8 protein-coding genes and 2 rRNA genes are annotated in these 14,767 nt (G+C 64.4%); 8 read left to right on the top strand and 2 right to left on the bottom strand.

The features are described 5' to 3' along the window. Positions 1-211 precede the first annotated feature (211 nt). Genes OG435_RS32355 through OG435_RS32370 form a run of 4 tightly spaced genes read left to right on the top strand, consistent with a single transcriptional unit; the run spans position 212 to position 5,070 of the window. Positions 212-2,440: a polyribonucleotide nucleotidyltransferase gene (locus tag OG435_RS32355; RefSeq protein WP_266882283.1), complete on the top strand. Its 2,229-nt coding sequence runs from the start codon at positions 212-214 to the stop codon at positions 2,438-2,440. Beyond that, positions 2,437-3,816, top strand: coding sequence for a M16 family metallopeptidase (locus tag OG435_RS32360; RefSeq protein ID WP_266881421.1), 1,380 nt, complete (start codon positions 2,437-2,439; stop codon positions 3,814-3,816). Before OG435_RS32355 ends, OG435_RS32360 begins: the two co-directional genes overlap by 4 nt. Positions 3,817-3,845: 29 nt before the next feature. Further along, a complete protein-coding gene (gene dapB, locus OG435_RS32365; RefSeq protein ID WP_266881422.1) occupies positions 3,846-4,598 on the top strand; it encodes a 4-hydroxy-tetrahydrodipicolinate reductase in 753 nt (250 codons plus the stop codon). Positions 4,599-4,617: 19 nt separating this feature from the next. After that, positions 4,618-5,070 (top strand): hypothetical protein, encoded by a 453-nt coding sequence (locus OG435_RS32370; protein ID WP_266881423.1) that lies wholly within the window; start codon positions 4,618-4,620, stop codon positions 5,068-5,070. Positions 5,071-5,128: 58 nt separating this feature from the next. Here the strand turns inward: OG435_RS32370 and OG435_RS32375 are convergent, their stop codons facing one another. Together OG435_RS32375 and OG435_RS32380 are read right to left on the bottom strand one after the other, a co-directional pair. Continuing rightward, positions 5,129-5,686 (bottom strand): PH domain-containing protein, encoded by a 558-nt coding sequence (locus OG435_RS32375; RefSeq protein WP_266881424.1) that lies wholly within the window; start codon positions 5,684-5,686, stop codon positions 5,129-5,131. 48 nt (positions 5,687-5,734) lie between these two features. Beyond that, positions 5,735-5,974 carry a hypothetical protein gene (locus tag OG435_RS32380; protein WP_266881425.1) on the bottom strand — a complete coding sequence of 80 codons (240 nt, stop codon included), beginning with the start codon at positions 5,972-5,974 and terminating at the stop codon, positions 5,735-5,737. Between the two features lie 462 nt (positions 5,975-6,436). On the opposite strand from OG435_RS32380, the gene dapA reads away from it, so the two are divergent. The 4 genes from dapA to OG435_RS32400 all read left to right on the top strand — a co-directional run bounded on the left by dapA (position 6,437) and on the right by OG435_RS32400 (position 14,697). Next, a complete protein-coding gene (gene dapA / locus OG435_RS32385) occupies positions 6,437-7,336 on the top strand; it encodes a 4-hydroxy-tetrahydrodipicolinate synthase (protein ID WP_266881426.1) in 900 nt (299 codons plus the stop codon). Between the two features lie 116 nt (positions 7,337-7,452). Beyond that, positions 7,453-9,138, top strand: coding sequence for a ribonuclease J (locus tag OG435_RS32390; protein WP_266881427.1), 1,686 nt, complete (start codon positions 7,453-7,455; stop codon positions 9,136-9,138). Between the two features lie 626 nt (positions 9,139-9,764). Next, a 16S ribosomal RNA gene (locus OG435_RS32395) occupies positions 9,765-11,289 on the top strand. A 284-nt stretch (positions 11,290-11,573) separates the two neighbouring features. Then, a 23S ribosomal RNA gene (locus OG435_RS32400) occupies positions 11,574-14,697 on the top strand. Together the 16S and 23S rRNA genes form the textbook arrangement of a ribosomal RNA operon. Positions 14,698-14,767: the final 70 nt, after the last annotated feature.

The following is a 14,767-nucleotide window of genomic DNA, read 5'->3' on the forward strand; positions in this document are numbered from 1 at the left end:
GAAGCGTCCGCGTCGCGAGACGCGCACAACTGAAGAGGAGGAGCGCCCTCCCTACGCCGCCGGTCCTCGGTAGTGGCATCCGGAAAGCCCGTACGGGGCTTCGCCCGGCTGCTTCGATCGAAGACCGGCCCGCACGCAAGGAGCGCTTCTCCGCAACCGTCCACCACCACACGGGTGGCGGACGGAGACGACGAAAATGGAGAAAACGCTAGTGGAGAACGAGACCCACTACGCCGAGGCCGTCATTGACAACGGTTCCTTCGGCACCCGCACCATCCGCTTCGAGACGGGCCGTCTGGCCCGCCAGGCCGCCGGCTCCGCCGTTGCCTACCTGGACGACGACACGATGGTGCTTTCCGCCACCACCGCGTCGAAGAAGCCCAAGGACCAGCTCGACTTCTTCCCCCTGACGGTGGACGTCGAGGAGCGCCAGTACGCGGCCGGCAAGATCCCCGGTTCGTTCTTCCGCCGCGAGGGCCGCCCCTCCGAGGACGCGATCCTCACCTGTCGCCTGATCGACCGCCCGCTGCGCCCGTCCTTCAAGAAGGGCCTGCGCAACGAGATCCAGGTCGTCGCGACGATCATGGCGCTCAACCCCGACCACCTGTACGACGTCGTGGCGATCAACGCCGCCTCCGCGTCCACCCAGCTGGCCGGTCTGCCCTTCTCCGGCCCGATCGGCGGCGTCCGCGTCGCGCTGATCCGCGGCCAGTGGGTCGCCTTCCCGACGCACACCGAGCTCGAGGACGCCGTCTTCGACATGGTCGTCGCGGGCCGTGTGCTCGAGGACGGCGACGTCGCGATCATGATGGTCGAGGCCGAGGCCACCGAGAAGACCATCGCCCTGGTCAAGGGCGGCGCCGAGGCGCCGACCGAGGAGGTCGTGGCCGCCGGCCTCGACGCCTCGAAGCCCTTCATCAAGGTCCTCTGCAAGGCCCAGGCGGACCTGGCGGCCAAGGCCGCCAAGCCCGAGGGCGAGTTCCCGGTCTTCCTGGACTACCAGGACGACGTCTACGAGGCCCTCTCGGCCGCGGTGAAGGGCGAGCTCTCCCAGGCGCTGACCATCGCGGGCAAGCAGGACCGCGAGGCCGAGCTGGACCGCGTCAAGGAGATCGCCGCAGAGAAGCTCCTCCCGGCCTTCGAAGGCCGGGAGAAGGAGATCTCCGCCGCGTACCGCAGCCTCACCAAGGCCCTGGTCCGCGAGCGCGTCATCAAGGACAAGGTCCGCATCGACGGCCGCGGGATCACGGACATCCGTACCCTCGCCGCCGAGGTCGAGGCCATCCCGCGCGTGCACGGCTCGGCGCTGTTCGAGCGTGGCGAGACCCAGATCCTGGGCGTCACCACCCTCAACATGCTCCGCATGGAGCAGCAGCTGGACACCCTCTCCCCGGTGACCCGCAAGCGCTACATGCACAACTACAACTTCCCGCCGTACTCGGTCGGCGAGACCGGCCGTGTCGGTTCGCCGAAGCGCCGCGAGATCGGCCACGGCGCGCTCGCCGAGCGCGCGATCGTGCCGGTCCTCCCGACGCGCGAGGAGTTCCCCTACGCGATCCGCCAGGTGTCCGAGGCTCTCGGCTCCAACGGCTCGACGTCCATGGGCTCGGTCTGCGCCTCCACCATGTCGCTGCTGAACGCCGGTGTGCCCCTCAAGGCCCCCGTCGCCGGTATCGCCATGGGCCTGATCTCGCAGGAGATCGACGGCAAGACCCACTACGTCGCCCTCACCGACATCCTCGGTGCGGAGGACGCCTTCGGCGACATGGACTTCAAGGTCGCCGGCACCAAGGAGTTCGTCACCGCGCTCCAGCTGGACACCAAGCTCGACGGCATCCCGGCCTCGGTTCTGGCCGCCGCCCTCAAGCAGGCCCGCGACGCCCGCCTCCACATCCTCGACGTGATGATGGAAGCGATCGACACGCCGGACGCCATGTCCCCGTTCGCCCCCCGGATCATCACCGTCAAGATCCCGGTGGACAAGATCGGTGAGGTCATCGGGCCCAAGGGCAAGATGATCAACCAGATCCAGGAGGACACCGGCGCCGAGATCACGATCGAGGACGACGGCACCATCTACATCGGTGCCGCCGACGGTCCGGCCGCCGAGGCCGCCCGCGCCACGATCAACCAGATCGCCAACCCGACCATGCCGGAGGTCGGCGAGCGTTACCTGGGTACGGTCGTCAAGACCACCACCTTCGGTGCCTTCGTCTCCCTCATGCCCGGCAAGGACGGCCTGCTGCACATCTCGCAGATCCGCAAGCTCGCCGGTGGCAAGCGCGTGGAGAACGTCGAGGACGTGCTCGCGGTCGGCACCAAGGTCCAGGTCGAGATCGCGGAGATCGACTCCCGCGGCAAGCTCTCCCTGGTCCCCGTGATCGACGGCGAAACCGCTGGTGACGCCGATGACGCTGACAAGGACGACTCCGACAAGTGATGTCGCGTAGTTCCCGTGTGACGGCCCGCCCCTCTTCGGAGGGGCGGGCCGTCGCCCGTACCCAAACACTGCTCAAGGGCGCAGGCGGCATCGGCACCGTCCGCCGCACGGTCCTCCCCGGCGGACTGCGCGTCGTCACCGAGACCCTGCCGTCCGTCCGCTCCGCCACCTTCGGGATCTGGGCGCACGTCGGATCCCGGGACGAGACGCCCTCGCTGAACGGCGCCACGCACTACCTGGAACACCTCCTCTTCAAGGGCACCGAGAAGCGCAGTGCCCTCGACATCTCCTCCGCGATCGACGCGGTCGGCGGCGAGATGAACGCCTTCACGGCGAAGGAGTACACCTGCTACTACGCGCGGGTGCTCGACACCGACCTGCCGCTGGCCATCGACGTCGTGTGCGACATGCTCACCGGCTCGCTGATCCTCGAATCCGATGTCGACGCCGAGCGCGGAGTCATCCTCGAAGAGATCGCGATGACCGAGGACGACCCGGGCGACATGGTCCACGACCTGTTCGCCCAGACCATGTACGGGGACACCCCACTCGGGCGCCCCGTCCTCGGTTCCGTCGACACGATCAACGCGCTCACCGCCGACCGGATCCGCCGCTTCTACAAGAAGCACTACGACCCCACCCACCTGGTCGTGGCGGCCGCGGGCAACGTCGACCACAACAAGGTCGTACGCCAGGTCCGCGCGGCCTTCGAGAAGGCCGGCGCCCTCACCCGCACCGACGCCGAACCGGTCGGTCCGCGCTCCGGCACCAAGCGGATCCGCACCTCCGGCCGCATCGAGCTGGTCAACCGCAAGACCGAGCAGGCCCACGTGGTCCTCGGCATGCCGGCCCTGGCCCGCACCGACGAGCGGCGCTGGGCGCTGGGCGTACTGAACACCGCGCTCGGCGGCGGCATGTCCTCCCGCCTCTTCCAGGAGGTCCGGGAGAAGCGCGGCCTCGCCTACAGCGTGTACTCGTACACCTCGGGCTTCGCCGACACCGGCCTCTTCGGCGTCTACGCGGGCTGCCGCCCCAACCAGGTCCACGACGTCCTGCGGATCTGCCGGGACGAGCTGGACAAGGTCGCCGCCGACGGGATCACCGACGAGGAGATCCGGCGGGCCGTGGGCCAGCTGTCCGGCTCCACCGTCCTCGGCCTGGAGGACACCGGCGCGATCATGAACCGCATCGGCAAGAGCGAGCTGTGCTGGGGCGACCAGATGTCGGTCGACGACCTGCTGGCCCGGATCGCGGCCGTCACCCCGGACGAGGTCCGCTCGGTCGCACAGGATGTACTGGCCCAGCGGCCCTCCCTCGCGGTGATCGGCCCGCTGAAGGAGAAGCAGGCGGCCCGTCTCGACGAGGCCGTCGCCTAGTCCCGTACGCACGTAAGGAAGCAAGCACTATGAGCAAGCTGCGCGTGGCAGTTCTCGGCGCCCATGGCCGCATCGGCTCCGCGGCCGTCAAGGCGGTCGCGGCCGCCGAGGACATGGAACTGGTGGCCGCCCTCGGCCGCGGAGACAAGCTGGAGACGCTGGTCGAGGCCGGGGCCCAGATCGCGGTCGAGCTGACCACCCCCGCCTCGGTGATGGAGAACCTGGAGTTCCTCGTCGGCCACGGCATCCACGGAGTGGTCGGCACCACCGGCTGGACCGAGGACCGCCTCGCCCGGCTGGACACCTGGCTCGCCGCTTCCCCGGCGACGGGCGTGCTCATCGCCCCGAACTTCTCCATCGGGGCCGTCCTGACGATGAAGTTCGCCGCCCAGGCCGCCCGGTACTTCGAGTCCGTCGAGGTCATCGAGCTGCACCACCCGAACAAGGTCGACGCCCCCTCCGGCACGGCGACCCGTACGGCGCAGCTCATCGCGGCCGCCCGCGCCGAGGCCGGCCTCGGCGCGCAGCCCGACGCCACCGCCACCGCCCTCGACGGCGCGCGCGGCGCGGACGTCGACGGGGTCCCGGTGCACGCGATCCGCCTCCGCGGCCTGCTGGCCCATCAGGAGGTGCTCCTCGGCGGTGAGGGCGAGACCCTGACCATCCGTCACGACTCCCTGCACCACAGCAGCTTCATGCCGGGCATCCTGCTCGGCGCGCGCCGCGTGACGCAGACCCCGGGCCTCACCTTCGGCCTGGAAAACTTCCTCGAACTCGGCTGACGAGCAGGCGGCTGCACCCATGCGCGCGAAGATCCTCTACTTCATCACGGCCGCGGTCCTGGTCGTGTACTTCGTCCTGGTCGGAAGCCGGGGCCTGATGCTGATCCGGCACGGGACCTGGCTCACCGTCACCTTCGGGGTGGCGGTGCTGATCCTGCCGGTCATCGGCGTCTGGTTCCTCTGGAAGAACACCCAGTTCGTCACCAGGGCCAACCAGCTCGGAGCCGAGCTGGAGGCCGAGGGCGGACTGCCCGTGGACGAGCTGGAGCGGGACAAGTACGGCCGGATCCTGCGGGACTCGGCCGACGAGGTCTTCGCGCGCCGCAGGGCCGAGACGGAGGACGCGCCGGGGGACTGGCGCAGCTGGTTCCGCCTGGCCGTGGCCTACCACGACGCCCGCGACACCCCGCGGGCCCGCAAGGCCATGCAGCGGGCCATCTCCCTGCACGACGGGAAGCCCGTACAGGCCTGAGCCGGTACGGGCTTCCCGTGCGCGTGACGCCCGCTCAGGGGCGCCGGGGCGGGCCGTCTCAGGCCGGTACGGCCCGGTACTCGTCGGCCCAGGCCTCGACCGAGTCGGCCGCCCGGTCGAAGGCCTCGGTGCGGGACAGGAAATCGGCGTTGTGGTCGGTCAGCAGGACCGGCAGCTCGGCGCCGCCGCGCGCGGCCACCGTCAGGGCCTGGCCCTGCACCGTCCGCGGCAACCCGAGCCAGCGCACGGGCTGCTGCACGGTGCGGACCTCGCCGACCTGGCTCCAGGGGATCGAGCGGGTGGTCAGGAACCCCGCCACGCGCAGCCCCTTGGGGCTCACCCAGACGCCCGTGCGCAGCAGCCGCAGGGCGGAGCCGACCACGGCGAGCGAGGCCAGCAGACCGCCCAGGGCGCCGGTCCAGGTGCCGGCGGCCACGATGATCACCGTGGCGAACAGCATGAACGAGCCGACCAGGAGCATCACTGAGGCGATGGCCACCCGCCAGGGCCCCGGGCGGTACGGGCGGCGCCATCGGTCGGGGTCTTCGTAGGGGAGCGTCTCCCCGGTGTCGTGCGCGTCGAATGCGCCGTCGGCCGTCAGGAAGGGCAGGGGCACGGCAGGACCTCACTCACATGCACGTTCGGTTGGGCTGTGCCCGTGAGGCTACCGCCCCTCGGAGGCCTCCGACTGCTGCGACTTCGCCGGTGCGTGACTCGGCTGCAGTGCGGGGAGGCCGAAGAGCAGGGATCCGACGAGCCCCGCGACGACGGTCAGCCCGACCAGACTACGGGCGGCGATCTGGGTCTTGCTCAGACTCTCGCGCGGCGGCGGAGTGACGTTGCTGCGGAATCGGTCGGCCTCGGCGACGAAGGCGAACGGGACGGGTTCGCGCCGGCGGAACATGGGGAACGACTCTCCTTCACGGTCAGTGGCCCCGGGGCGGTGGGGGCGGGATGGGCGGACGTTTCTACGGAGTAGGACGTACGAAAGGCCCGATCGGTGCCGTTTTTTGGGACATTGACCAAAGTTTATGGCGCTGCGTCAGTTGCACCGGTCAGGGCCCGACGCGGCCCGACCTGCCCGTTCGGCCCTGCCGGCCGGATCTTCCGCTCCGGCGGTACGACCCGGTCCGCACCCTTCCCCCGACCGGCTGTGATGCCCTTTATGCCCGGATCTAGCGGCTCCGCACGGATGTACGGAACAAGTCTGAAGTGTCCGTATTGCCACGTTTCGGAAAGTTCATCTAGGCTGATCAAACGGACCCGGCACTGCTTGAACCCCCGAGCAGGCAGTGCCGGGCTCCAACACCGTCATCACGTCCCCCGAGGGGACACCGCGAGCATGGCAGCGAGTAGCGTGTTACCCATGGCTCCGATCTCGACTCCGCAGACCCCCTTCGGGCGGGTCCTCACCGCCATGATCACGCCGTTTACGGCGGATGGCGCACTTGACCTCGAAGGCGCGCAGCAGCTCGCCGTCCACTTGGTGGACGCAGGCAACGACGGCCTGATCATCAACGGCACCACCGGCGAGTCGCCGACCACCGCTGACGCGGAGAAAAACGACCTCGTACGAGCCGTACTCGAAGCGGTCGGTGACCGGGCCCACGTGGTCGCCGGCATCGGCACCAATGACACCCGTCACACCCTCGAGCTGGCCCGCCAGGCCGAGCGCACCGGCGCCCACGGCCTGCTCGCGGTCACCCCGTACTACAGCAAGCCGCCGCAGGAGGGCCTCTTCCGGCACTTCACGGCGATCGCCGACGCCACCGAGCTCCCGGTCATGCTCTACGACATCCCGGGCCGCAGCGGTGTCCCGATCAATACGGAAACACTCGTCCGGCTGGCCGAGCACCCCCGTATCGTTGCCAACAAGGACGCCAAGGGCGACCTCGGACGCGCCAGCTGGGCCATCGCACAGAGCGGCCTGGCCTGGTACTCCGGTGACGACATGCTGAACCTGCCGCTCCTGTCGGTCGGCGCGGTCGGCTTCGTCTCCGTGGTCGGTCACGTGGTCACCCCCGAGCTCCGCGAGATGCTCGAGGCCCACCTGGGCGGCGACGTCCAGAAGGCCACCGAGATCCACCAGAAGCTCCTCCCCGTCTTCACCGGCATGTTCCGCACGCAGGGTGTGATCACCACCAAGGGCGCGCTGAACCTGCAGGGCCTGCCCGCGGGCCCGCTGCGGCTCCCGCTGGTCGAGCTGACCGCCGAAGAGACGGCGCAGCTCAAGATCGATCTTGCCGCCGGCGGGGTACAGCTCTGACATCAGACTTCACAACTGAATAAGCAGAACCACACAAGACAACAGCAAGTGCACGAATGACATGCGCGCCACGGGCCTCGACGGGTACGTGGCCGCGCGTGGTGAAGGAGAACCTTTTGAGCCATCCGCATCCTGAACTCGGTCCGCCGCCGAAGCTCCCCAAGGGCGGCCTTCGGGTCACCCCCCTGGGCGGGCTCGGTGAGATCGGCCGCAACATGACCGTCTTCGAGTTCGACGGCCGCCTGCTCATCGTCGACTGCGGTGTCCTCTTCCCCGAAGAGGAGCAGCCGGGCATCGACCTGATCCTGCCGGACTTCTCGTCCATCCGGGATCGCCTCGACGACATCGAGGGCATCGTCCTCACGCACGGCCACGAAGACCACATCGGCGCCGTCCCCTACCTCCTCCGGGAGAAGCCGGACATCCCGCTGATCGGCTCCAAGCTGACGCTGGCGCTCATCGAGGCCAAGCTCCAGGAGCACCGCATCCGCCCCTACACCCTCGAGGTGAAGGAAGGCGAGCGCGAGAACCTCGGCCCCTTCGACTGCGAGTTCATCGCGGTCAACCACTCCATCCCGGACGCCCTGGCCGTGGCCATCCGCACCGGCGCCGGCATGGTGGTGTGCACCGGTGACTTCAAGATGGACCAGCTCCCGCTGGACAACCGCCTCACCGACCTGCACGCCTTCGCGCGCCTGAGCGAGGAAGGCATCGACCTTCTCCTCTCGGACTCGACGAACGCCGAGGTCCCGGGCTTCGTCCCGCCCGAGCGCGAGATCTCGAACGTCCTGCGCACGGTGTTCGCCAACGCCAACAACCGGATCATCGTGGCGAGCTTCGCGAGCCACGTGCACCGCATCCAGCAGATCCTCGACGCCGCCCACGAGTACGGCCGCAGGGTCGCCTTCGTCGGCCGCTCGATGGTCCGCAACATGGGCATCGCCCGTGACCTGGGCTACCTGAAGGTCCCGGCCGGCCTCGTCGTGGACGTCAAGACCCTCGATGACCTGCCGCCCAACGAGGTGGTCCTGGTCTGCACCGGTTCGCAGGGCGAGCCGATGGCGGCCCTGTCCCGCATGGCGAACCGCGACCACCAGATCCGGATCGTCCCGGGCGACACGGTGATCCTGGCCTCGTCCCTCATCCCGGGCAACGAGAACGCGGTCTACCGCGTGATCAACGGCCTGACCCGATGGGGCGCCAACGTCGTGCACAAGGGCAACGCCAAGGTGCACGTCTCCGGCCACGCCTCCGCGGGCGAGCTGCTGTACTTCTACAACATCTGCAAGCCGCGGAACCTGATGCCGGTCCACGGCGAATGGCGCCACCTGCGCGCCAACGCGGAGCTCGGCGCCCTGACGGGCGTACCGAAGGACCGCATCGTCATCGCCGAGGACGGCGTCGTCGTCGACCTCATCGACGGCAAGGCCCGCATCTCGGGCAAGGTCCAGGCCGGCTACGTCTACGTGGACGGCCTCTCGGTCGGCGACGTCACCGAAGCCCACCTCAAGGACCGCAAGATCCTCGGTGACGAGGGCATCATCTCGGTCTACGTCGTGGTGGACAGCACCACGGGCAAGATCGTCAGCGGCCCGAACATCCAGGCCCGCGGCTCCGGCATCGAGGACTCGGCGTTCGCCTCCGTCCTGCCGAAGATCGAGGAAGCCATCGCCCGCGCCGCCGCGGACGGTGTGGCCGAGCCGCACCAGATCCAGCAGCTCATCCGCCGCACGATGGGCAAGTGGGTCTCGGACGGCTACCGCCGCCGCCCGATGATCCTCCCGGTCGTCGTCGAGGTCTGATCCTCGCCGTACCGACCACACCGGAGCGGGGCAACCGGATTTGCATCCGGGGGCCCCGCTCCAGTACGTTTACGTCTCCACCTCGCACGGCTCCCCGGCACACACGTGTGCCCGGCCATGCCGATGCGGGCGGGTGGGATTCCAGAGCAGGGAAACCTGATAAAGTCTGGCTCGCCCGAAAGGGAATGGCTCTCCAATGGCCGTCCAATTCAAATCCAAGTCGGAAACGACACGGAAATGATCTGGTAGAGTTGGAATCGCCGGAAAGGGAAACGCGAAAGCGAAGAACTGGAAAGCGGAAAACAAGCGAGACGGACTCTGATAGAGTCTGAAACGCAAGAATAGAACGAAAGCCCGGAGGAAAGCCCCAGTAAGTGTTACTGAGGGTGAGTACAAAGGAAGCGTCCGTTCCTTGAGAACTCAACAGCGTGCCAAAAATCAACGCCAAAAAGTTGATACCCCGTCCATTTCGGTGGATGAGGTTCCTTTGAAAAAGACCTGTGAGGTCGCGGCTTCGGCCCTGACACGTGCAGGCAATTACACAGCGAGGACGCAGTGGACGGTCGGTCTTATTCCGACATGACTGTCCCGCTCTAAGTGCGTGTGCACCCGATTACGGGTAAACATTCATGGAGAGTTTGATCCTGGCTCAGGACGAACGCTGGCGGCGTGCTTAACACATGCAAGTCGAACGATGAAGCCCTTCGGGGTGGATTAGTGGCGAACGGGTGAGTAACACGTGGGCAATCTGCCCTTCACTCTGGGACAAGCCCTGGAAACGGGGTCTAATACCGGATAACACTCCTGCCTGCATGGGCGGGGGTTAAAAGCTCCGGCGGTGAAGGATGAGCCCGCGGCCTATCAGCTTGTTGGTGGGGTAATGGCCCACCAAGGCGACGACGGGTAGCCGGCCTGAGAGGGCGACCGGCCACACTGGGACTGAGACACGGCCCAGACTCCTACGGGAGGCAGCAGTGGGGAATATTGCACAATGGGCGAAAGCCTGATGCAGCGACGCCGCGTGAGGGATGACGGCCTTCGGGTTGTAAACCTCTTTCAGCAGGGAAGAAGCGAAAGTGACGGTACCTGCAGAAGAAGCGCCGGCTAACTACGTGCCAGCAGCCGCGGTAATACGTAGGGCGCAAGCGTTGTCCGGAATTATTGGGCGTAAAGAGCTCGTAGGCGGCTTGTCACGTCGGATGTGAAAGCCCGAGGCTTAACCTCGGGTCTGCATTCGATACGGGCTAGCTAGAGTGTGGTAGGGGAGATCGGAATTCCTGGTGTAGCGGTGAAATGCGCAGATATCAGGAGGAACACCGGTGGCGAAGGCGGATCTCTGGGCCATTACTGACGCTGAGGAGCGAAAGCGTGGGGAGCGAACAGGATTAGATACCCTGGTAGTCCACGCCGTAAACGTTGGGAACTAGGTGTTGGCGACATTCCACGTCGTCGGTGCCGCAGCTAACGCATTAAGTTCCCCGCCTGGGGAGTACGGCCGCAAGGCTAAAACTCAAAGGAATTGACGGGGGCCCGCACAAGCAGCGGAGCATGTGGCTTAATTCGACGCAACGCGAAGAACCTTACCAAGGCTTGACATATACCGGAAAGCATTAGAGATAGTGCCCCCCTTGTGGTCGGTATACAGGTGGTGCATGGCTGTCGTCAGCTCGTGTCGTGAGATGTTGGGTTAAGTCCCGCAACGAGCGCAACCCTTGTCCTGTGTTGCCAGCATGCCCTTCGGGGTGATGGGGACTCACAGGAGACCGCCGGGGTCAACTCGGAGGAAGGTGGGGACGACGTCAAGTCATCATGCCCCTTATGTCTTGGGCTGCACACGTGCTACAATGGCCGGTACAATGAGCTGCGATACCGTGAGGTGGAGCGAATCTCAAAAAGCCGGTCTCAGTTCGGATTGGGGTCTGCAACTCGACCCCATGAAGTCGGAGTTGCTAGTAATCGCAGATCAGCATTGCTGCGGTGAATACGTTCCCGGGCCTTGTACACACCGCCCGTCACGTCACGAAAGTCGGTAACACCCGAAGCCGGTGGCCCAACCCGTAAGGGAGGGAGCTGTCGAAGGTGGGACTGGCGATTGGGACGAAGTCGTAACAAGGTAGCCGTACCGGAAGGTGCGGCTGGATCACCTCCTTTCTAAGGAGCACAGTACCGATTGCAGACAAACGTTCTGCACGGTCAGCTCAGGGTGGAACGTTGATTAGTTGGCACGGTTTCCTGGATGGATCACAAGTACTGCTTCGGCGTGGAAAGTGACTCACTGACGGGGGATCGTGCTTGGCACGTTGTTGGGTATCTGAGGGTACGGCCGTAAGGTCTTATCTTCGTGATGCCGGCCCCAGTGAACTTCGCCTTTTGGGTGAGGGTGATGGGTGACTGGTCGTTGCTTGAGAACTACACAGTGGACGCGAGCATCTGTAGGCCAAGTTTTTAAGGGCGCACGGTGGATGCCTTGGCACCAGGAACCGATGAAGGACGTGAGAGGCCGCGATAGGCCCCGGGGAGCTGCCAACTGAGCTTTGATCCGGGGGTGTCCGAATGGGGAAACCCGGCAGTCGTCATGGGCTGTCACCCACTGCTGAACACATAGGCAGTGTGGAGGGAACGCGGGGAAGTGAAACATCTCAGTACCCGCAGGAAGAGAAAACAACCGTGATTCCGGGAGTAGTGGCGAGCGAAACCGGATGAGGCCAAACCGTATGCGTGTGATACCCGGCAGGGGTTGCGCATGCGGGGTTGTGGGAATTCTTTTGATCGGTCTGCCGGCCGGTCGGCGAGTCAGAAACCGTTGATGTAGTCGAAGGACATGCGAAAGGTCCGGCGTAGAGGGTAAGACCCCCGTAGACGAAACATCAGCGGCTTGCTTAAGAATCTCCCAAGTAGCACGGGGCCCGAGAAATCCCGTGTGAATCTGGCGGGACCACCCGCTAAGCCTAAATATTCCCTGGTGACCGATAGCGGATAGTACCGTGAGGGAATGGTGAAAAGTACCGCGGGAGCGGAGTGAAATAGTACCTGAAACCGTGTGCCTACAAGCCGTGGGAGCGTCGCTCATTGAGTTTACTCAATGGGTCGTGACTGCGTGCCTTTTGAAGAATGAGCCTGCGAGTTAGCGGTGTGTAGCGAGGTTAACCCGTGTGGGGAAGCCGTAGCGAAAGCGAGTCCGAATAGGGCGATTGAGTTGCACGCTCTAGACCCGAAGCGGAGTGATCTAGCCATGGGCAGGTTGAAGCGGAGGTAAGACTTCGTGGAGGACCGAACCCACCAGGGTTGAAAACCTGGGGGATGACCTGTGGTTAGGGGTGAAAGGCCAATCAAACTCCGTGATAGCTGGTTCTCCCCGAAATGCATTTAGGTGCAGCGTCACGTGTTTCTTGCCGGAGGTAGAGCACTGGATAGGCGATGGGCCCTACCGGGTTACTGACCTTAGCCAAACTCCGAATGCCGGTAAGTGAGAGCGTGGCAGTGAGACTGTGGGGGATAAGCTCCATGGTCGAGAGGGAAACAGCCCAGAGCATCGACTAAGGCCCCTAAGCGTACGCTAAGTGGGAAAGGATGTGGAGTCGCAGAGACAACCAGGAGGTTGGCTTAGAAGCAGCCACCCTTGAAAGAGTGCGTAATAGCTCACTGGTCAAGTGATTCCGCGCCGACAATGTAGCGGGGCTCAAGCGTACCGCCGAAGTCGTGTCATTGCAGCAATAGGGCCAACGCCCGCTGTGATGGGTAGGGGAGCGTCGTGTGCCGGGTGAAGCAGCAGCGGAAGCTAGTTGTGGACGGTTCACGAGTGAGAATGCAGGCATGAGTAGCGATACACACGTGAGAAACGTGTGCGCCGATTGACTAAGGGTTCCTGGGTCAAGCTGATCTGCCCAGGGTAAGTCGGGACCTAAGGCGAGGCCGACAGGCGTAGTCGATGGACAACCGGTTGATATTCCGGTACCCGCTTTGAAACGCCCAATATCGAATCAGGCGATGCTAAGCCCGTGAAGCCGTTCCGGACCCTTCGGGGAAAGGAAAGTGGTGGAGCCGGCGAACCAGACTTGTAGTAGGTAAGCGATGGGGTGACGCAGGAAGGTAGTCCAGCCCGGGCGGTGGTAGTCCCGGGGTAAGGGTGTAGGCCGAGGGGTAGGCAAATCCGTCCCTCATATAAGGCTGAGACCTGATGCCGAGCCGATTGTGGTGAAGTGGATGATCCTATGCTGTCGAGAAAAGCCTCTAGCGAGTTTCATGGCGGCCCGTACCCTAAACCGACTCAGGTGGTCAGGTAGAGAATACCGAGGCGTTCGGGTGAACTATGGTTAAGGAACTCGGCAAAATGCCCCCGTAACTTCGGGAGAAGGGGGGCCAGTCCTGGTGATCGGATTTACTCCGTGAGCTGGGGGTGGCCGCAGAGACCAGCGAGAAGCGACTGTTTACTAAAAACACAGGTCCGTGCGAAGCCGTAAGGCGATGTATACGGACTGACGCCTGCCCGGTGCTGGAACGTTAAGGGGACCGGTTAGTCACATTTCGGTATGGCGAAGCTGAGAACTTAAGCGCCAGTAAACGGCGGTGGTAACTATAACCATCCTAAGGTAGCGAAATTCCTTGTCGGGTAAGTTCCGACCTGCACGAATGGCGTAACGACTTCTCGACTGTCTCAACCATAGGCCCGGTGAAATTGCACTACGAGTAAAGATGCTCGTTTCGCGCAGCAGGACGGAAAGACCCCGGGACCTTTACTATAGTTTGATATTGGTGTTCGGTTCGGCTTGTGTAGGATAGGTGGGAGACTTTGAAGCGGCCACGCCAGTGGTTGTGGAGTCGTCGTTGAAATACCACTCTGGTCGTGCTGGATGTCTAACCTCGGTCCGTGATCCGGATCAGGGACAGTGTCTGATGGGTAGTTTAACTGGGGCGGTTGCCTCCCAAAAAGTAACGGAGGCGCCCAAAGGTTCCCTCAGCCTGGTTGGCAATCAGGTGTTGAGTGTAAGTGCACAAGGGAGCTTGACTGTGAGACCGACGGGTCGAGCAGGGACGAAAGTCGGGACTAGTGATCCGGCGGTGGCTTGTGGAAGCGCCGTCGCTCAACGGATAAAAGGTACCCCGGGGATAACAGGCTGATCTTCCCCAAGAGTCCATATCGACGGGATGGTTTGGCACCTCGATGTCGGCTCGTCGCATCCTGGGGCTGGAGTCGGTCCCAAGGGTTGGGCTGTTCGCCCATTAAAGCGGTACGCGAGCTGGGTTTAGAACGTCGTGAGACAGTTCGGTCCCTATCCGCTGTGCGCGTAGGAATATTGAGAAGGGCTGTCCCTAGTACGAGAGGACCGGGACGGACGAACCTCTGGTGTGCCAGTTGTCCTGCCAAGGGCATGGCTGGTTGGCTACGTTCGGGAGGGATAACCGCTGAAAGCATCTAAGCGGGAAGCCTGCTTCAAGATGAGTATTCCCACCTCCTTGAGAGGGTAAGGCTCCCAGTAGACGACTGGGTTGATAGGCCAGATGTGGAAGCCCGGTAACGGGTGGAGCTGACTGGTACTAATAGGCCGAGGGCTTGTCCTCAGTTGCTCGCGTCCACTGTGTTAGTTCTGAAGTAACGAACTACGTTGTCAATGTGACAGCATATCCGGTT

It is taken from the genome of Streptomyces sp. NBC_01264, assembly GCF_026340675.1.
Lineage (GTDB): Bacteria > Actinomycetota > Actinomycetes > Streptomycetales > Streptomycetaceae > Streptomyces.